This is a genomic window from Mycolicibacterium monacense (assembly GCF_010731575.1).
Classification (GTDB): Bacteria; Actinomycetota; Actinomycetes; order Mycobacteriales; family Mycobacteriaceae; genus Mycobacterium; species Mycobacterium monacense.
Genome location: NZ_AP022617.1, coordinates 3582126 through 3600488, shown reverse-complemented (window position 1 = coordinate 3600488; position 18363 = coordinate 3582126). Strand labels below are relative to the sequence as shown.

Genomic DNA, 18363 nt, shown 5'->3' with positions numbered 1-18363 from the left:
GTCAACCCAGCCGGCGGGCGAACGGCCCGACGCGGTCGATGAACCGGTCGAAGAAGACGCCGGCGTCGACGCCGATGCCGACCAGGGCGTTCGGCGGGCGGCCCCACCGGCCGTTCCAGTCCGCGATCGTCATTCCACGGGTCAGCGTGCCGGTCAGCTCGACATCCACCGTGGCGGCCCGGTACTGCACCAGATCAGGGTAGAGGGCGACCGCGGCGGCCAGCGGGTCGTGCAGGTGCGCGAGGTAGCCCTCACCCTGATCGAAGTGGAACTCGAAGTAGAACCGCAACGCATCCTCGAGCACCCGGATCAGCGGGTTGGCGGCCACCGACCGGGTGCCCCGGTCGTCGAGCACGCTCATCGCCCTGGTCGGTGACTGCGCGGCGGCCGCCAACCTGGTCAACAGTGTCGGCGTCAACGCGATGTGTTCGGTCAGGTTGAGCCCCAACACGATCGGCGGGGTGAGACCGGGGGCGCTCCAGGCGTGGAACACCTCGGCGGCGGCCTCGGGGTCGACGCTGACGTTCCACTCGGCCACCGCGGTCGTGTTGCCCCGGTAGTCGAACGCGCCGCCCATGATCACCAACCGGCGCAGCAGGGTCGGCAGCGCCGGTTCGGCCCGCACCGCCAGCGCGAGGTTGGTCAGCGGTCCGACCGCGATGCCGACCAGCTCACCCGGATGCGCGCGGGCGGCCCGCACCCACGCCTCGGCGGCGTCGTAGGTGGTGACCGTCGAACCGTTCGACGGTAGGTGCGCATAACCCAGCCCCTCGGGACCGTGGGTGTCCTCGGCGGTGCGCAACGCCGAAGCGATCGGGCCGTCGGCGCCCCGCGACACCGGAACGCCGTGCGTCCCGCACAGGTCGAGGAGCGCAAGATTGTTGTGGCAGACCTGGTCCACCCCGACGTTTCCCGCCGTGGAGGCGATCCCGACCACGTCGGCGTCTTCGCTGGCGAACAGGTACACCAGCGCCATCGCATCGTCGACGCCGGTGTCCACATCGGCGAAAACCGGTATCGGAGCGGCAGACTCGTTGTCGCGGATGGTCACCGGGCGAGGATACGCCCGCTCCGGTCACCGGGTGCGGGCGTGGGTCTCGACGCAACTGAGCGCAGCGAGCTGGTCGGGGGTCAGGCCGGCCAGGCCGAATCCCGCGGCCGCCAGCGCCGCCGTCGCCGCCTCCGCCAGGGTGCGCCCCTCGTCGGTGATGCTCACCAGCGTCGCCCTGCGATCGGTCGGATGGGCGCGGCGCAGCACCAGATCGCGTCCGGCGAGCCGCTCGGTGGCGATGCTGACCGTGGTCGCGTGCACGAACAGTTCGCGGGCCACCTCGCCCAGCAGCCAGGTGCCGGTGTCGGTGGACTGCAGCTGTTTGAGGATCTGGAAGTCGATCAACCGCAACCGGAAACGATCCTTGAGTTCCTGGTCGACGACTGCGGTCATCGACCGGCAGAGCAACAGCACCGAGCGCATCGCCTGCCAGCCCGCGGGTTCGGCCATGGCCTATTCGGTATCCAGAAATTCGCCGTTCAACCGGAAAGATAGGGTCCGATTCACGCCGAGAAGGGAGTGCCCATGCCGATCGATCCCGATGCCGTTGGCCGCAAGTCCGAGCCGGTGCTCTACGAATGGACCGACCGCGAGACGTTGCTCTACGCCCTCGGCGTGGGAGCGGGCACCGCCGACCTGGCGTTCACCACCGAGAACAGCCACGACGTCGAGCAGCAGGTGCTGCCCACCTACGCGGTCATCGCGTCGCCGGCGTGGGGGGCCGTGGGCGAGGTCGGCTCGTTCAACTTCAGCATGCTGCTGCACGGGTCGCAGCAGATCCGGTTGTTCGCACCCCTCAAACCGGCCGGCCGGCTGAGCGTGGTCTCCGAGGTCGCCGACATCCAGGACAAGGGCGAGGGGAAGAACGCCATCCTGGCGTTCAAGGGCACCGGCACCGACCCCGACACCGGCGAGGTGGTCGCCGAGACGGTCTCGACGGCGGTGATCCGCGGCGAGGGCGGATTCGGCGGGCAGCCTGGGACGCGACCGCAGGCGCCGGAGATCCCCGAGCGCGAGCCGGATGCGCGCATCGCCCTACCGACCCGCGAGGACCAGGCCCTGCTCTACCGGCTCTCCGGGGACCGCAACCCGCTGCACAGCGATCCGTGGTTCGCCCGCGAGCTGGCCGGCTTCCCGCGTCCGATCCTGCACGGGCTGTGCACCTACGGTGTCGCCGGCCGTGCGCTGGTCGCCGCGCTCGGCGACGGTGACGCCACGCGGGTCACCGCGATCGGCGCCCGCTTCACCTCGCCGGTGTTCCCCGGCGAGACGTTGACGACGTCGGTGTGGCGCACCGCCGAGGGCGACGCGGTGTTCCGGACCGAGGCCGCCGCCCCGGACGGCTCGGGCGCCCGACTGGTGCTCGAGGACGGGACCGCGCAGTATCGACCTTGATTTGGTGAAGTGCCGGTGAAAACGGCCTCCGATTGACAGGATTGGAATCCGCGGCGTTCGCCGGACGTGCGAGATGGGCGGTGGTTCGGTCATGAGGTTGGTCGTCGGTTATCTCGCCACCCCCGGTGGCGCGGACGCACTCGCGCTGGGCGTCCGCCTGGCCCGCACGCTCGGCGCCGAACTCGACATCTGCATCATGCTGCCGTCCGACCGGGCACTGCCGGCCATGGTTCCGACCGGTGAGCACGACGATCTGCTTGCCCGTCAGGCCGAGAAGTGGCTGGCCGATGCGATGGCGTCGGTGCCCGCCGACGTGTCGGCGCACAGCCATCTGGTGTTCACCGACTCCGCCGCCGACGGGCTCATCACCGAAGCGGGCCGGCTCGGCGCCGACGCGATCGTGGTGGGGGGATCGGGCGGTGGCCTGGCCGGCAGTTACACGCTCGGCTCGGTGGTCAACCAGCTGCTGCACTCGGCGCCGATGCCCGTCGCGGTGGCGCCGCGCGGACTCCGGGACTCGCCGGTCGAGCGCGTCCGGGAGGTGACGTGCGCCCTCGGCCGCCGCGAGGGCGCGGACCTGCTGCTCGAGCACGCGGTCCGGTTCAGCTCGGCGGCGGGCACACCGCTGCGGCTGGTCTCGCTCGTGGCGCTCGACCCGACGTTCGGGGTGCTGCGCGGTGACGTCGACGCGGTGCGGCACCGGGCGCTCGAACACGCCAACCAGACCTTGGAAGCGGCGAAACGCGGTCTGCCCGAGGGTATTCCGGTGACCTCGCTGACCGTCGACGGGCGCGGCGTCGAGGACGCGGTGGCCAAGCTGGAATGGCACGACGGTGATCTCATCATGGTCGGTTCCAGCCGGTTGAGCGCACCGCGACGGCTGTTCCTCGGCTCGACGGCCGCCAAGATGCTGCGCGTCCTGCACGTGCCGGTGGTGGTCATCCCGCGCGATCAACTCACGCCCGAAGACCTGCCCTAACCGGGCAGGCCGTGGTCGCCGTACTCGTGCAGCAGCGCCAGCGGGTCCAGAGTGTCCCACGCCGTGCTGTAGAACTGCTCCTTGAGCAGGCGCGCCTCGTACTCCATGTTGGCGAGGTCGGCGATCTGGTCGTAGCCGTAGTACAGCAGTGACACCGGGCCGGTGGTCTTGAGCAGTTCGTTGATGATGACCTGCGCGCCCGCCTTGTTGCCCTGGGCGGCCTCGATGAAAGCCGGGACGATCTTGTACGCGGGCACGACGACGTTCACCCACGGCACGATCTGGCTGCCGCGGTACACCGCTTCGACGCCTTCGCGGATGTAGGGGCGGAACTCCGGGCCGGCCGCACCCATGAGCAGGTCGCGCAGCGTGAGGACCGCACCGGGCATGTCCTGGGGGTCCGGATCGTCGGGCCGGAACGGGTCGGGGCTCCACGGCACCGGCGCGGCGGCGGCCGCGGACACCGACTCGTCAGCGGACTCGTCGGCGGGTTCCTGGACCAGGCGGGCCGGTGCGGCCACATCCTCGAGCGCTTCCTCGTCAGCATCGGCGGCTGCATCGTCGGATGCGCTGTCGCGCTTGGCCACCGGCTCGACGTCGGCATCCTTCTCGACGGCGCGGAGCGTGAACACGCTGCGCAGCTTCTCGACCTGCTCGGCCTCGAAATCCTTCGCCGACTGCCGGAGCTTCTGGCTCAGCGACGGCTTGTCGGCTCCAGCCTTGTCGGGCTTGTCCTCAGAAGTGTCCTCGGTGCTGTCGTCGGTCTCGTCGGCCTCGGTATCCGGTTCGGCTTGTGGCTTCGCGGGTCCGGCGTCGACGGAGCCCGACGACTCCGAACCGCTCGCCGACTCCGAGGCGCTCGACGCCGACTCGGTCTCCGCGTGCGCGAGGCCCTGGCCGGAGACTGCGACCGCGGCGCCCACGCCGACTGCGACCGCCAATCCGCCGACGTAGCCGATGTACCTGTGTGACGCCATTCCCCGATGTCCTTCCCTAGGCAAGGACATCGTAGAGGTCACCTCGCCGTTCGGCAGCGCAGTCCGCGTGCGCCCGCCGGACATCGACCATCGAACGCGTGTTCGATACACTCGTGGGGTGGGTTTCTCCAACGGGCCGACATGGCCGGAGATCGAGCGGGTCTTGAACGGCAAGCCCCGCCGCGCCGGGGAGTCTCTGCGCGAACCTCCCGGTGACGGCGGCGACAGCCCGGCGTGGTCGCGTAAACGCGGCGCCTACCAGGCTCCGCAGTTGCCGCGCTCGGGCGGCGCGGTGCCGTACGCCGAACTGCACGCCCACTCGGCGTACAGCTTCCTCGACGGCGCAGGCACCCCGGAGGAACTCGTCGAGGAGGCCGCCCGCCTTGACCTGCGGGCCATCGCGCTGACTGACCACGACGGGCTCTACGGGGTCGTCCGGTTCGCCGAGGCCGCCAGGGAACTCGACATGCGCACGGTGTTCGGCGCCGAACTGTCGCTGGGCATGGGCGCGCGCTCCGCAAGAAATGAGGTGCCCGATCCACCGGGCCCCCACCTGCTGGTGCTGGCCCGCGGACCCGAGGGCTACCGCCGGCTGTCGCGCGAGATCGCCAAGGCGCATCTGGCCGGGGGCGAGAAGGGAAAGCCCCGCTACGACTACGACGCGCTCACCGAGGCCGCCGGCGGGCACTGGCACATCCTCACCGGCTGCCGCAAAGGCCATGTCCGCCAAGCTCTCTCGGAGGGCGGCCCGGCGGCGGCCGAGAAAGCCCTCGCCGACCTGGTGGACCGGTTCGGCCGCGACCGGGTCAGCGTGGAGCTGACCCACCACGGCCACCCCCTCGACGATGAACGCAACGCCGCGCTGGCCGAGCTGGCACCACGCTTCGGCCTGACCGTCGTGGCCACCACCGCAGCGCATTTCGCCGAACCGTCACGCGGCAGGCTGGCGATGGCGATGGGCGCGATCCGGGCCCGTCACTCGATCGACGAGGCCGCGGGCTACCTCGCCCCGCTCGGTGGTTCGCATCTGCGCTCGGGGGAGGAGATGGCCCGGCTGTTCGCGCACTGCCCGCAGGTCGTCACCGCCGCCGCCGACCTGGGGGAGCAGTGCGCGTTCGGGCTGGCGCTGATCGCCCCGAAACTGCCGCCGTTCGACGTGCCCGCCGGGCACACCGAGGACAGCTGGCTGCGGCATCTGGTGATGCTCGGCGCCCGCAACCGCTACGGCCCGCCGGAACGGGCGCCGCAGGCCTACGCGCAGATCGAGCACGAGCTGCGGGTCATCGAAAAGCTGTCCTTCCCCGGCTATTTCCTCGTCGTCCACGACATCACCCGGTTCTGCAAGGAGAACGGCATCCTCGCCCAGGGGCGGGGTTCGGCGGCCAACTCCGCGGTCTGCTACGCGCTGGGGGTGACCAACGTGGACCCGGTCGCCAACGAGCTGTTGTTCGAACGGTTCCTGTCCCCGGCCCGTGACGGGCCGCCCGACATCGACATCGACATCGAATCCGATCTGCGTGAGCAGGCGATCCAGTACGTCTACGACCGCTACGGCCGTGACTACGCCGCCCAGGTCGCCAACGTCATCACCTACCGCGGCCGCAGCGCCATCCGGGACATGGCCCGGGCGCTCGGCTTCTCCCAGGGGCAGCAGGACGCCTGGAGTAAACAGCTCAGCAAGTGGAACGGGCTGGCCGACTCACCGGACATCGAGGGCATTCCCGAGCCGGTGGTCGATCTGGCGTTGCAGATCTCGAATCTGCCGCGGCACATGGGCATCCACTCAGGCGGCATGGTGATCTGCGACCGGCCGATCGCCGACGTGTGCCCGGTCGAGTGGGCCCGCATGGCCAACCGCAGCGTGCTGCAGTGGGACAAGGACGACTGCGCGGCCATCGGCCTGGTGAAGTTCGACATGCTCGGGCTCGGCATGCTCTCGGCGCTGCACTACTGCATCGACCTGGTGCGTGAACACAAGGGCCTCGACGTCGACCTGGCCAAGCTGGACCTGTCCGAACCCGCCGTCTACGAGATGCTGCAGCGCGCCGATTCGGTCGGCGTGTTCCAGGTGGAGTCCCGGGCGCAGATGGCCACGCTGCCGCGTCTGAAACCGCGGGTGTTCTACGACCTGGTGGTCGAGGTCGCGCTGATCCGGCCGGGGCCGATCCAGGGTGGGTCGGTGCACCCGTACATCAAGCGTCGCAACGGCGAAGAGCCCGTCACCTACGACCACCCGTCGATGGCGAACGCGCTGCGAAAGACGCTGGGGGTGCCGCTGTTCCAGGAGCAGTTGATGCAACTGGCCGTCGACTGCGCCGGGTTCACCGCCGCCGAGGCCGACCAACTGCGCCGCGCCATGGGGTCGAAGCGGTCGACGGAGAAGATGCGGCGGCTGCGGGGCCGGTTCTACGACGGTATGCGCCAACGGCACGGCATCACCGGCGAGGTGGCCGACCGGATCTACGACAAGCTGGAGGCGTTCGCGAATTTCGGCTTCCCCGAAAGCCATTCGCTGTCCTTCGCCTCGCTGGTGTTCTACTCGTCATGGTTCAAGCTGCACCACCCGGCGGCGTTCTGCGCTGCGCTGCTGCGGGCGCAGCCGATGGGCTTCTACTCACCGCAGTCGCTGGTGGCCGATGCCCGCAGGCACGGCGTCACCGTGCACGGCCCCGACGTGAACGCCAGCCTCGCGTACGCGACGCTGGAGAGCGCCGGGACCGAGGTGCGGCTCGGGCTCGGCGCCGTCCGCCACATCGGTGACGACCTCGCCGAGCGGATCGTAGAAGAGCGAAAAGCCAACGGCCCCTTCGAAAGCCTGCTGGATCTCACCGGCCGGGTGCAGCTCTCGGTGCCGCAGACCGAGGCGCTGGCAACCGCGGGCGCGCTGGGCTGTTTCGGCGTCACCCGCCGCGAGGGGCTGTGGGCGGCAGGCGCGGCGGCCGCCGAACGGCCGGACCGGCTGCCCGGGGTGGGGTCGGCCGGGCAGGTCCCGTCGCTGCCCGGGATGAGCAAGCTCGAACTGGCCGCCGCCGACGTCTGGGCGACGGGGGTGTCCCCGGACAGCTATCCCACCCAGTTCCTGCGCGAGAACCTCGACGCGATGGGCGTCATCCCCGCGGGCCGGCTCCTCGACGTGCCCGACGGCACCCGGGTGCTGGTCGCCGGGGCGGTGACACACCGGCAGCGCCCGGCCACCGCCCAGGGGGTGACGTTCCTCAACCTCGAGGACGAGACGGGGATGGTCAACGTGGTGTGTTCACCGCAACTCTGGTCACGGCAGCGACGCCTGGCCCAGACCGCGCCGGCGATGGTGATCCGCGGCATCGTGCAGAACGCGACCGGTGCGGTCACCGTCGTCGCCGACAAACTCGGCAAGCTCGACATGCGGGTCGGGTCGAAGTCGCGCGACTTCCGCTAACGGCCGCGTCGGTAACCTCGAGCCATGACCCTGAACCTGTCTGTCGACGAACTCCTGACCACCACCCGTTCGGTGCGCAAGCGACTGGACCTGGAGAAGCCGGTGCCGCGCGAGGTGGTCATGGAATGCCTGGAACTCGCGTTACAGGCCCCGACGGGGTCCAACGCCCAGGGCTGGCAATGGGTCTTCGTCACCGACCCCGAGAAGAAGAAGGCGCTCGCCGAGATCTACCGCGTCAACGCCAACACCTACCTCGACCTGCCCAAGCCCGACTACGACGATGTGCGTGGCGAGCGCATGGAGTTGGTCAGTGACTCCGCCCGCTACCTCAACGACCACTTCCACGAAGTGCCGGTGATGATGATCCCCTGCCTCGAAGGTCGCCCCGACGGCGCGCCCGCCGGTATGTCGGCCTCGTTCTGGGGTTCGCTGCTGCCCGCCGCCTGGAGCTTCATGCTGGCGCTGCGCTCCCGCGGTCTCGGATCGGCCTGGACGACGCTGCACCTGCTGAACGACGGTGAGAAGCAGGCCGCCGAACTGCTCGGCATCCCGTTCGACCGCTACAGCCAGGCCGGGCTGTTCCCGATCGCCTACACCAAGGGCACCGACTTCAAGAAGGCCAAGCGCCTTCCCGCCGAGCAGCTTGCGCACTGGGACGCCTGGTGAGCCGGTCGAACTCCGAGGCCACGGCGAGCACGACGTCGTCGTCCCCCGCCGGCGCTGTCGAGTATCGGTGACAGCGGTCAAAAAGTCGTTGTCCCCGTAGCTATTTGACTTGCGCGGTAACCGACGCAAGCCGCAGACGCCACCGCGAGCGTCGCGCGCCCCGGGTCACGTCGTCGAACTCCACCACGCCCCGAGGCCAGGCGCACCGCCATGGAAGTTACGGCGAACGGCGATGCGCTGTACGAACGAACATGGGCGGACTGCGCCCTGCCGATGTTGACTGTGGTCATGGAGTTGACGCACGCCACGGTGATCCCCGCGGGCCGGGGACTGGCATTCCGCGCGCGACGGGGGGACCGGTTCCGCCTGATCGACCTCGAGGGCGGTCAGGTCGGCGACCTGTTCGCATTCGCGGCCGCCGATCCGGTCGAGTACCTGTCCGCATCGCATACGCGCACGTCCACCGGCAGTCTGTTTCCGCGCCTCGGAGAACAGTTCGTGACCAACCTTCGGCGGCCGATCCTGACGCTTGCGGCCGACACGTCGCCCGGGGCGCACGACATGCTGATAGCCGCCTGCGACCCGGCGCGTTACCAAGCCCTCGGGGTCGCCGAACACGCCTCGTGCGCGGACAACCTACGAACCGCGTTGTCACACCTGGGGTTGACCACATGTGTCGTCCCGCAACCGGTCAACGTCTTCATGGACATCCCGGTCGCCGCCGACGGCGGCCTACGCTGGCTGCCTGCGCGGAGCCGGCCGGGGGACGCGGTGACCTTCGAGGCGGTCATGGACTGCGTGGTGGCCGTGTCGGCCTGCCCGATGGATCTCAACCCCATCAACGGTGAGCGTCCGACCGCGCTCGCCGTCGAACTCGTCGAACCCACCGACCAGGAGACACGCAGTACCCACACCCCGCGTTGAGCCACATTCGAGCGTGGCCGTTTCGGTGTGATCGTCACCGGTTCCGTATGCGCCGGACTACAGCCGGCTCCTACAGGTCACGGCGTCCGCCCGGTTGGCCAAGGCGCCCGGCGCGCGGCACGCTCTTCACGTCGCCCCGGGGTCTGATGTCACCGCCGGCGAACCCGTGCTGGCGCCACGCCTCGTACACGGCCACCGCCGCGGCGTTCGACAGGTTCAGTGACCGCCGCCCGGCCAGCATCGGGATCCGCACCTGCGCGGTGATGTGCGGATCGGCCAGCGTCTCGGCGTCCAGTCCGGTGGGCTCCGGCCCGAACATCAGCACATCGCCCGGCCGGTAGTCGACGTCGGCGAACGAGACGGTCGCGTGCGCGGTGAACGCGTAGACCGACGCGGGCAGCACCGCATCCCAGGCGGCGGGGAGATCGTCGTGCACGGTGACGGAGGCGAGATCGTGGTAGTCCAGCCCGGCCCGGCGCAGCTTCGGCTCCGACAGGTCGAAACCCAACGGGCGCACCAGGTGCAACTCACATCCGGTGCCCGCCACCATGCGGATGGCGTTGCCGGTGTTGGGCGCGATCCGGGGTGAATAGAACATCACCTTGAACACAGCCGGTACCTGTCTGTCGTGGCGGACGACGTCGACTCGTGTCGCCGGCCCGGGGTTGACTTCCTACTGGAGTCAAGCTACTTGGGGTCCCCGGGTGGCCCACCGACGTCCACGGCAGGCCGCTCGAATCTCGGGGTCACCACGGTGTCCCAATCGGCCCCGGCAGTGGACTCACACAACGGCGAAATGTCGGACCCTGGTGCTTGTATGGGGTTATGTCCTCGAATGCCTCGTCCGGCGCGGTGGCGCTGCTGCCGAAGGAGCGTCTGGAGGTGTTGTTCGAGGAGGTGGCGGAGTTGGCGGGTCAGCGCAACGCCATCGATGCACGCCTGGTGGAGATCGCCGCTGAGATCGATCACGACGGGTTGGGTGGGATCACCGGCGCGAAGTCGGTGGCGCATTTGATGGCCTGGAAAACCGGATCCTCGTCGCGGAACGGCAAGACCATCGCCGCCATCGCCCACCGGATCGCGGAGTTCCCGCGTTGTGTGCAGGCGCTGCGCGACGGGCGGCTGTCGTTGGATCAGGTCGGGGTCATCGCCGAAGGCGCGGGCGCAGGGTCTGATGAGCATTATGCGGAGTTGGCCCGCAGCGCCTCGGTCACCCAGCTCCGCACCGCGATCAAACTCGAACCCCGCCCCGCACCCGAGCCCGACAAGGACGCCGACGGCGACCCCACGCCGGTGCCGGTGGCGCAGGCCTCGATCCGCAAGACCAGCGATGAGCAGTACACCTACTGGCGTATCGCCCTGCCCCACGTCGAGGCAGCGGTGTTTGACGCCGCTTTGCGGTCTCATCACGATGCGTTGATCGCGCAGTGGAAACGCGACCACGACACCCCCACCGACACCCCCGCCGGCACTCCCGCCGGTGGCCGCCCACCCATGCCCGCCCTGGCTGATGCGTTCGCCGCGCTGGTCGAGGCCGGCTGGGATACCGAGGTGACCCGCCGCCCGCACGGTCAGCGCACCACCGTGGTGGTGCACCTGGACCTCGACGACCGCATCGCCGCCCTGCATCTGGGTCCGCTGCTCTCGGAGGCCGACCGCCGCTACCTGGGCTGTGACGCCACCTGTGAAGTGTGGTTCGAACGCGCCGGCCAACCCATCGGCGCTGGGCGCACCACCCGCATGATCAGCCGCCGACTGCGGCGCGCGCTGGAACACCGTCACCGCACCTGCGCGGTCCCCGGGTGTGGGGCGACCCGCGGTTTGCACGCCCACCACATCCAGCATTGGGAAGACGGCGGAGCCACCGACCTGGACAACCTCGTGCTGCTGTGTCCCTACCACCACCGGGCCCACCACCGCGGCGTCATCACCATCACCGGACCCGCCGACCAGCTCACCGTCACCGACAGCACCGGGCGACACCTCACGTCCGGCTCGTTGGCCCGCCCACCCAACCACCCCCCACCCACCGTCGCGCCCTACCGCGGACCATCCGGAGAGCGTGCCGACTGGTGGTGGTACACACCCTTCCAACCCCCACCACCCACCACCAACTAGATCGCAGCCCGAGGCCCGGTCGTCGACGCCAAAAGGCCTGGCGCACAGCAAGAGTGGCTGCGCCATCCGCGGATCATGCCAGTGGAGCACGCTGAAGTGAGCGACTCGATGGCGAGCGCCGCCCCGACTTCGATGCGGGGTGGTTAGAACATCACCCGGAACACAGCGATAATGCCTGCATGGCCGAACCGAGTCTCTGGATGCAGAAGGTCGCGGCCGATCCCGGACATTCGCAGTGGTACATCGACCGGTTCCGGGCGATGGCGCGCGCAGGGGACGATTTGGTGGGCGAGGCCCGCCTCATCGACGCGATGGCACCGCGCGGCGCCCACATCCTCGACGCCGGCTGCGGCCCCGGTCGGGTCGGCGGATACCTGGCCGCGGCCGGTCACCGGGTCGTCGGAGTCGACGTCGACCCGGCGCTGATCGAGGCGGCCGAGCAGGACCACCCCGGACCGCGCTGGCTCGTCGGCGACCTCGCCGAACTCGACCTGCCGGCCCGCGGCGTCGCCGAACCCTTCGACCTCATCGTGTCGGCAGGGAACGTGATGACCTTCCTCGCCCCGAGCACCCGTACCCAGGTGCTGCGCCGGCTGCGGGCCCACCTCGCCCCCGCCGGACGGGCGGTGATCGGCTTCGGCGCCGGCCGCGACTACCCGTTCGACGAGTTCCTCGACAACGCCGCCGCGGCCGGGCTCACCCGCGACCTGCTGCTGTCCACGTGGGACGTACGGCCGTTCACCGACGACTCCGACTTCCTCGTGGCGATCCTGCGACCCGCCTAGCTGGTCTTTGCTCGATCACCACACGGCCGCGCATCGGTCTGGTCACGACTCTGTCTGTTCAGTGAGAATTGTGGAAACCCCAGCTGGTGGCTGTCATACTCGTCGAATTGCCAGGCGTACCAGGCGCGATCCCGCGCCCCGCACCGGTGCGAACAGCAGGAAACCTCCATGAATGACGCTTCAGTACTGACATGCGCATCCTGGGCCGGTCGCGCGGTCCGGCGCCGATGACTGCGCCGCCGAAAAGGCCGTCGCGCTGGTCACCGGCGAACTGGCCGGTGCGCTGGAAAGTGCTCGCGATCGTGCTCGTCCCGCTCGTACTGGCGGGCGTGTTCGGTGGTGCGCGCATCGCGGCGAACGTGGATCAGGCCGGCGAACTGCGGCTGGCCGCAGAACGCGCGGAGCTCATCCCGGACATCAACGGCTACATGGCCGCCATGGAGAACGTCGTCGTCGCCGCGACGCAGGGCCAGCAGACAGAGTCCGCGCTGGCCGAGTACGACACCGCCAAGGCGACACTGCGGCAGCAGCTCGCGGCCACCGACGTCGTCCCCGACGTACGGCTGGCGGTCACCAACCTGCTCGACCTCGGACAGGATCTGGTCAACAAGGTCACGGCCAACGCGGTCGACCTGCGTCAGCGGGTGATCACCTACGCGCCGCTGCTGCTGACCGCAGAGACCGCCATCACGGGTTCGGCCCGCGGTGACGACCAGGACGTGCAGATGCGCGCCGAGGCGCTGTCGCGGGCGATCGGCGCACGCGGTCAGATGGCGATGCAGCAGATGCTCGTCACCCGCGGCGGTGAGGTCCCCGAACCCGAACTGCGCACCGCGATGATCACGGTGGCCGGTACCGAGCCGTCGACCGTGTCCGGGATGGCGGAGCTCCTCGGCGGGGCCTCCGGGGAGGCCAACACCCTGCGCAGCGAGATGTTCAAGCGCATGTCGATGATCTCCAACCCGGCGGTGGTGCTGACGGGCAATCCGGAACTGCTGCAGTCACAGGCGGTGACCGCCGACATCGCGGACAGGATGATCGCCGACACCACCGACGCCATCCCGGCCGCGGTGACCAGCGCCGCCGACGCGCAGCGGTCCTCCGCGATCCGCGACGCGGTGCTGATCCTGCTGGTGTTCGTCGCCGCACTCGTACTCGTGCTGCTGGTGGCGCGGTCACTCGTGCGGCCGCTGCGCCGGCTGCGCGACAGCGCCCTCAAGGTCGCCCACGAGGACCTGCCGGAGGAACTCGACCGGGTCCGCGCCGGCGCCGAACCCGGCCCGGTCCCGCCGATCCCGGTGTACACCACCGAGGAGATCGGCCAGGTCGCCCACGCCGTCGACGAACTGCACGAGCAGGCCGTGCTGCTGGCCGGTGAGCAGTCGCGGCTGCAGCTGCAGATCAGCGACATGTTCGAGACGCTGTCGCGGCGCAGCCGCTCGCTGGTGGACCAGCAGCTGTCGCTGATCGACCGGCTGGAGCGCGACGAGGACGACCCCGAACGCCTCGAGAGCCTGTTCCGGCTCGACCACCTCGCCGCCCGGATGCGCCGCAACGGCGCCAACCTGCTGGTGCTCTCCGGTGCGTCGATCCCGCGGGATCAGGCCGAACCGGTCCCGGTCGCAGCGGTCATCAACGCCGCCGCCTCCGAGGTGGAGGACTACACCCGGGTCGTGACGGCCGGTGTGCCCGACAGCCGGATCATCGGCGGGGCGGCGGGCGACCTGGTGCACCTGCTCGCCGAACTGCTCGACAACGCACTGCGGTACTCACCGCCGACCTCCCAGGTTCGGGTGTCGGCGATGCACACGGGCAACGGCGGGCTCGTCATCGAGGTCGGCGACACCGGCCTGGGGATGGCCGAGGCCGACCTGCGGATCGCGAACGCCCGCCTGCAGTCCGGCGGTGAGGTCACCCCCTACACCGCACGGCACATGGGTCTGTTCGTCGTCGGGCGGCTGGCCGCACAGCACGGTTTCGTCGTGCGGTTGCGCAGCACCGTCGTCGACGAACCCAACTCCGGCACGACCGTCGGGGTGTACGTCCCGGCCGAACTGCTCGCCTACACCGACACCGGCCGGCAGCCCCACCTACCGCCGACCGCACCGCCGCAGGCCGCCGCGCCCGCCCGCCACCACCGGCCCGAACCCGCGGGCGACCTCAACGGGCACAGTGACCTCGCGGCCGGCGGGTTGCCGCAGCGCAACCCCGGCGCGAGCGGGATCGCCGGCACGGCGGGGGAGCAGACCGACCCGCGCCGGGCGGTCCCCGCACCCACGAACACGTCCTCCTTCTTCGCCTCGCGGGCCCAGGCCGCCGCCAACGGGGCACACGAGCGGCCCGAACCCGAGCCGGTGGCCAATCCGAACGCCGGCGCCGACGACGCCATCTACCAGTCGATGCTCTCGGAATGGCTGGTCGACCCGACCGACCTCGGCAAGAGCACCGACCTGGACTGGAAGTCGGTGTGGGATCACGGATGGTCGGCGGCCGCGGCGGCCGACGAGGCCCCGGTGCGCGAGCGCACCGACGAGGGCCTGCCTGTGCGCGACCCCGGGGCGCGGCTGGTGCCCGGCGGAGCGCACCGCGGCGACGACTCCGAGGAGCAGGTAGCATCGGCGGCCGGGGACGACACCCCGCCGCGACGCGATCCGGAGGCGATTCGGGCCAGCATGAGCAGCCACTTCGGTGGTGTGCACGCCGGCCGCGCCCACTCCCGAGAAGTCAGAGGAACAGATCTCGAATGACCTACCCGGCACGTTCGACGCAGCGTGAATCGCTCGACTGGTTGGTCTCCCGATTCGCCCGCGAAGTGTCCGGGGTCTCCCATGCGGTGCTGGTGTCCGCCGACGGTCTGCTGATGGCCGCCAGCGAGCACATGCCGGTCGAACGCGCCGATCAGCTCGCCGCGGTCGCGTCCGGCCTGGCGAGCCTGTCGACCGGCGCCGCGCAGCTGTTCGACGGTGGCTACGTGCTGCAGTCCGTCGTGGAGATGGAGAACGGCTACCTGTTGCTGATGCGGGTCGGTGACGGCTCCAACCTGGCGACGCTGGCCACCCGATCCTGCGACATCGGGCAGATCGGCTACGAGATGGCGATCCTCGTCGAACGGGTGGGCACGGTCGTCCAGTCACAGCGACGCACTCCCGCGCGTTCGTGAGTTCGCCGTGGACGAACGGGACCCCGCGGTGGAACCGCAGCTGGTACGGCCGTACACGCTGACCGCAGGCCGCACCGATTCCCGCGTCCACCTGCCGCTGGAAGCGCCCATCGAGACGCTGGACGCGGCCAGGCCGCCGCGCTGGCCTGCCGGTGACGTACGCGGGGACATCCTCGCGCTGTGCGCGGCGCGACCGTCTGTGGCGGAAATCGCGGCACGTTTATCGGTGCCCCTCGGCGTGGCGCGCGTGCTTGTGGGGGACCTGGTGACGCAGGGTTATCTACGGGTGCACGCCACCCTCGACCAATCGGCGACCTCCGACGAGCGCCGCGAACTCATAGGAAGGACACTGCGTGGCCTACGAGCACTCTGACACGCGGCGCTCGAGCGCGACGAAGATCGTCGTCTCCGGCGGATTCGGCGCCGGGAAGACGACGTTCGTGGGCGCGGTGTCGGAGATCATGCCGCTGCGCACCGAGGCGCTGGTCACCAACGCCTCGGCCGGAGTCGACGGCCTCGAGGGCACCCCCGACAAGCGCACCACCACCGTGGCGATGGACTTCGGCCGCATCACGCTGGCCGACGACCTGGTCCTGTACTTGTTCGGCACACCGGGGCAGCGGCGGTTCTGGTTCATGTGGGACGACCTGATCCGCGGTGCGATCGGCGCGATCATCCTCGTCGACGTCCGCCGCCTGCAGGACAGCTTCGCCGCGGTCGACTTCTTCGAGGCGCGAAACCTGCCGTTCCTGGTCGCCATCAACGAATTCGACGGCGCTCCAAGGCATTCCACCGATGCGGTGCGAAAGGCGTTGGCGCTGCCAGCCCACATCCCGGTGATCACCGTCGACGCCAGAAGCCGCGAGTCGGCCAAGGCCGCGCTCATCGCGATCACCGAATACTCCCTCAACAGCCTTTCGGCTCTGCCGGGTTGACGATGGCGGAGTGGAACGACGAGGAGTTCATCGGCCGGGACTTCCGTGACGAGGACCTGAGCCGGCTGCGCACCGAGCGGGTGGTGTTCGACGGCTGCGATTTCAGCGGTGTCGACATGTCGGAGTCCGAGCACGTCGGTTCCGCGTTCCGCAACTGCGTGTTCCGACGGGCGTCGCTGTGGCACAGCACATTCCGTAACTGCAGCATGCTGGGTTCGGTGTTCACCGAGTGCCGGCTGCGGCCACTGACGCTGGTCGAGGTGGACCTGACGCTCGCCGTGCTCGGCGGATGCGATCTGCGCAAGGTCGACCTGTCGGACTGCCGGCTGCGCGAAGCCGGCCTGGTCGGCGCGGATCTGCGCGAGGCGGTGCTGCAGCGTGCCGACCTGCGCGGCGCCCGCGTGCAGAACACCCGTTTCGAGGGTGCGGATCTACGCGGTGCGCGCATCGACGCGACGCTGTGGACCACCGCCGCGGTGCGCGGGGCGCGCATCGACATCGAGCAGGCACTGGCATACGCCGCCGCGCACGGCCTCGACGTGCACGGCGGGTGACGGCGCCTTCGTCACCGGCGTCCTCCACCTCCGCGGCGCCCGCCGCCCGGCAGGCTGTTGTCCGGTCGGGCGCCCGGACCGCCGGGTCTGCCCAAGTCGCCTCCCGGTGGGTCGACGTCGAGGATGAGGTCGGCTCCCCAGTCGTTGCAGTAGTAGTCGTACTCGCACGGGTAGGGGTAGTAGGGACCGGTGTTGCCACTCGCTGCGCCGCCATCGGTGCCTCGGACATCACCCTGCGCGCAGACCGTCACCCCGCCGGCGTTCGTGCAGTCCGCAAGCGCCGGGGCGGCCGACGCCAGTGCACCCAGGGGTAGGAGCGCGACGGCTGCTCCCGCTGCCAGAAAGCGTTGCGCCACAGGCATGGTCATCCTCCTGTCAGAAGGACATCACGGTGACCGGCGCGCTAGCGCTCGGGTACGCCGCACCGATTTCGAAAATCCACCATGGGTTGACGGATTCCCTGGAGGTCGGCCTTCACCTGTGGGTTGGCGTTCGCATATTCGGTGACCCTCGCCCGAACCTCTTCCTTCGGCAGACCTTTGAGGCCGGTGAAGAACGCGTTGACGTCCGGATGGGTGAACAGGTAGGTCGACGTCGAGGCGTTGACACCCGCCGAGACCCCGGTCAGATCCGCGGCGGTGCAGTTCGGTGGCGGAGGCTGTGCCGCCGCGGTGGCGGCGCCGACGACGAGCGTCGCCCCGATCATTGCGCCGGCGGCCACCGCAGCACCGTAGGTGCGAAGTTTGAACGTCATGTCACTCCTCTCGACGGGGCCATTTCGAGGTCTCCTGCCGCACAAGGTGTTTCATTGCAACTTCAACGTCCGCCGCCGATGCCGCCGCCGCCCCCGGGCCGATCGGGCCGGTCGGGGCGATCTCCAGGGCGGCCGGGCAGGCCGATGTCGGGGGCGCCCGGCGGTTGCGGGGGCCGGGAATCCCCGGAGTCGTAGTCGAACACCGACCCGCCGTCGTCGCAGAGGTAGTCGAATTCGCAGGGATACGGATACCACATGTCCGATTCGGCCGGTCCGGTGTCGGCGCGGCGAACTTCGTTCTGGCACATGGTGATTCCGCCGGACTCGGTGCACTCAGCGGTGGCTGTCGGGGCGCCGGAGAACAGGTATGTCGGCGTGAACGCGACCACTCCTGCGCCCAAGATCGCGCATCCGCGCTTCATCCGCATGGCCGTTCCTCCCCGTTGAAGACGCCCTACATGTGCGAAGCATAGGCCGGTCACCCTTCGCTTATCGGATATTGACGGACAAAAGACGAAACCCGTTTGCGGGCCCGAGACCGGCGCGGTGGAGCGGCCGCTCGAACACCGCTTCGATCAAATCCCGCCAACTCGACACGCATGTGATTCACCTCCGGCGCGTCACCGGCCCTCGCGCTGCGGGGACGT

At 69.7% G+C, this 18363-nt stretch carries 18 protein-coding genes and 1 pseudogene; 12 read left to right on the top strand and 7 right to left on the bottom strand.

What is annotated here, in order from left to right; genetic code table 11:
* Window position 1: 1 nt before the first annotated feature.
* Both G6N49_RS17240 and G6N49_RS17235 read right to left on the bottom strand, forming a co-directional pair.
* The gene (locus tag G6N49_RS17240; protein WP_011854890.1) at window positions 2-1051 is read right to left on the bottom strand and encodes a nucleoside hydrolase; all 1050 of its coding nucleotides are present in this window, start codon (window positions 1049-1051) and stop codon (window positions 2-4) included.
* A 24-nt stretch (window positions 1052-1075) separates the two neighbouring features.
* Entirely contained in the window at window positions 1076-1501 is a 426-nt protein-coding gene (locus G6N49_RS17235) for a MarR family winged helix-turn-helix transcriptional regulator (RefSeq protein WP_011854891.1), read from the bottom strand.
* 75 nt (window positions 1502-1576) lie between these two features.
* On the opposite strand from G6N49_RS17235, the gene G6N49_RS17230 reads away from it, so the two are divergent.
* Window positions 1577-2446 carry a MaoC/PaaZ C-terminal domain-containing protein gene (locus G6N49_RS17230; protein WP_011854892.1) on the top strand — a complete coding sequence of 290 codons (870 nt, stop codon included), beginning with the start codon at window positions 1577-1579 and terminating at the stop codon, window positions 2444-2446.
* 91 nt (window positions 2447-2537) lie between these two features.
* Window positions 2538-3425 carry a universal stress protein gene (locus tag G6N49_RS17225; protein WP_011854893.1) on the top strand — a complete coding sequence of 296 codons (888 nt, stop codon included), beginning with the start codon at window positions 2538-2540 and terminating at the stop codon, window positions 3423-3425.
* Here G6N49_RS17225 and G6N49_RS17220 read toward each other — a convergent pair.
* On the bottom strand, window positions 3422-4402 hold the full coding sequence (locus G6N49_RS17220) for a hypothetical protein (protein ID WP_235679532.1): 981 nt from the start codon (window positions 4400-4402) through the stop codon (window positions 3422-3424). The two genes, G6N49_RS17225 and G6N49_RS17220, sit on opposite strands and share 4 nt — an antisense overlap.
* A gap of 118 nt (window positions 4403-4520) precedes the next feature.
* Here G6N49_RS17220 and G6N49_RS17215 point away from each other — a divergent pair, with 118 nt between their 5' ends.
* From G6N49_RS17215 to G6N49_RS17205, 3 genes are all read left to right on the top strand, one after another.
* Window positions 4521-7820, top strand: a complete 3300-nt coding sequence (locus G6N49_RS17215) for an error-prone DNA polymerase (protein WP_011854895.1) — start codon at window positions 4521-4523, stop codon at window positions 7818-7820.
* 24 nt (window positions 7821-7844) lie between these two features.
* The gene (locus G6N49_RS17210; RefSeq protein WP_011854896.1) at window positions 7845-8486 is read left to right on the top strand and encodes a nitroreductase family protein; all 642 of its coding nucleotides are present in this window, start codon (window positions 7845-7847) and stop codon (window positions 8484-8486) included.
* 210 nt (window positions 8487-8696) lie between these two features.
* Window positions 8697-9410 (top strand): DUF1989 domain-containing protein, encoded by a 714-nt coding sequence (locus G6N49_RS17205; RefSeq protein ID WP_011558596.1) that lies wholly within the window; start codon window positions 8697-8699, stop codon window positions 9408-9410.
* Window positions 9411-9564: 154 nt separating this feature from the next.
* Here the strand turns inward: G6N49_RS17205 and G6N49_RS17200 are convergent.
* Window positions 9565-10020: pseudogene (locus G6N49_RS17200) on the bottom strand (tRNA (cytidine(34)-2'-O)-methyltransferase); the annotation flags it as partial.
* A gap of 215 nt (window positions 10021-10235) precedes the next feature.
* On the opposite strand from G6N49_RS17200, the gene G6N49_RS17195 reads away from it, so the two are divergent.
* The 7 genes from G6N49_RS17195 to G6N49_RS17165 all read left to right on the top strand — a co-directional run bounded on the left by G6N49_RS17195 (window position 10236) and on the right by G6N49_RS17165 (window position 16962).
* Window positions 10236-11528, top strand: a complete 1293-nt coding sequence (locus G6N49_RS17195) for an HNH endonuclease signature motif containing protein (protein ID WP_011558598.1) — start codon at window positions 10236-10238, stop codon at window positions 11526-11528.
* A 179-nt stretch (window positions 11529-11707) separates the two neighbouring features.
* The gene (locus G6N49_RS17190; protein ID WP_011558599.1) at window positions 11708-12313 is read left to right on the top strand and encodes a class I SAM-dependent methyltransferase; all 606 of its coding nucleotides are present in this window, start codon (window positions 11708-11710) and stop codon (window positions 12311-12313) included.
* A gap of 191 nt (window positions 12314-12504) precedes the next feature.
* Window positions 12505-15060 (top strand): HAMP domain-containing sensor histidine kinase, encoded by a 2556-nt coding sequence (locus G6N49_RS17185; RefSeq protein WP_011558600.1) that lies wholly within the window; start codon window positions 12505-12507, stop codon window positions 15058-15060.
* On the top strand, window positions 15057-15473 hold the full coding sequence (locus G6N49_RS17180) for a roadblock/LC7 domain-containing protein (RefSeq protein ID WP_011558601.1): 417 nt from the start codon (window positions 15057-15059) through the stop codon (window positions 15471-15473). The genes G6N49_RS17185 and G6N49_RS17180 overlap by 4 nt, the downstream gene beginning before the upstream one ends.
* 28 nt (window positions 15474-15501) lie before the next feature.
* Complete coding sequence (locus tag G6N49_RS17175) at window positions 15502-15846, top strand: DUF742 domain-containing protein (RefSeq protein ID WP_011558602.1); 345 nt, start codon at window positions 15502-15504, stop codon at window positions 15844-15846.
* Entirely contained in the window at window positions 15827-16408 is a 582-nt protein-coding gene (locus tag G6N49_RS17170) for a GTP-binding protein (protein ID WP_011558603.1), read from the top strand. Before G6N49_RS17175 ends, G6N49_RS17170 begins: the two co-directional genes overlap by 20 nt.
* A 2-nt stretch (window positions 16409-16410) precedes the next feature.
* Window positions 16411-16962, top strand: a complete 552-nt coding sequence (locus G6N49_RS17165) for a pentapeptide repeat-containing protein (protein ID WP_011558604.1) — start codon at window positions 16411-16413, stop codon at window positions 16960-16962.
* An 11-nt stretch (window positions 16963-16973) separates the two neighbouring features.
* On the opposite strand, the gene G6N49_RS17160 is transcribed toward G6N49_RS17165, so the two are convergent.
* From G6N49_RS17160 to G6N49_RS17150, 3 genes are all read right to left on the bottom strand, one after another.
* Entirely contained in the window at window positions 16974-17324 is a 351-nt protein-coding gene (locus tag G6N49_RS17160) for a hypothetical protein (protein WP_011558605.1), read from the bottom strand.
* 41 nt (window positions 17325-17365) lie between these two features.
* Window positions 17366-17716, bottom strand: a complete 351-nt coding sequence (locus G6N49_RS17155) for a heme-binding protein (protein WP_011558606.1) — start codon at window positions 17714-17716, stop codon at window positions 17366-17368.
* A 62-nt stretch (window positions 17717-17778) separates the two neighbouring features.
* Window positions 17779-18144, bottom strand: coding sequence for a hypothetical protein (locus tag G6N49_RS17150; protein WP_011558607.1), 366 nt, complete (start codon window positions 18142-18144; stop codon window positions 17779-17781).
* Window positions 18145-18363 lie beyond the last annotated feature (219 nt).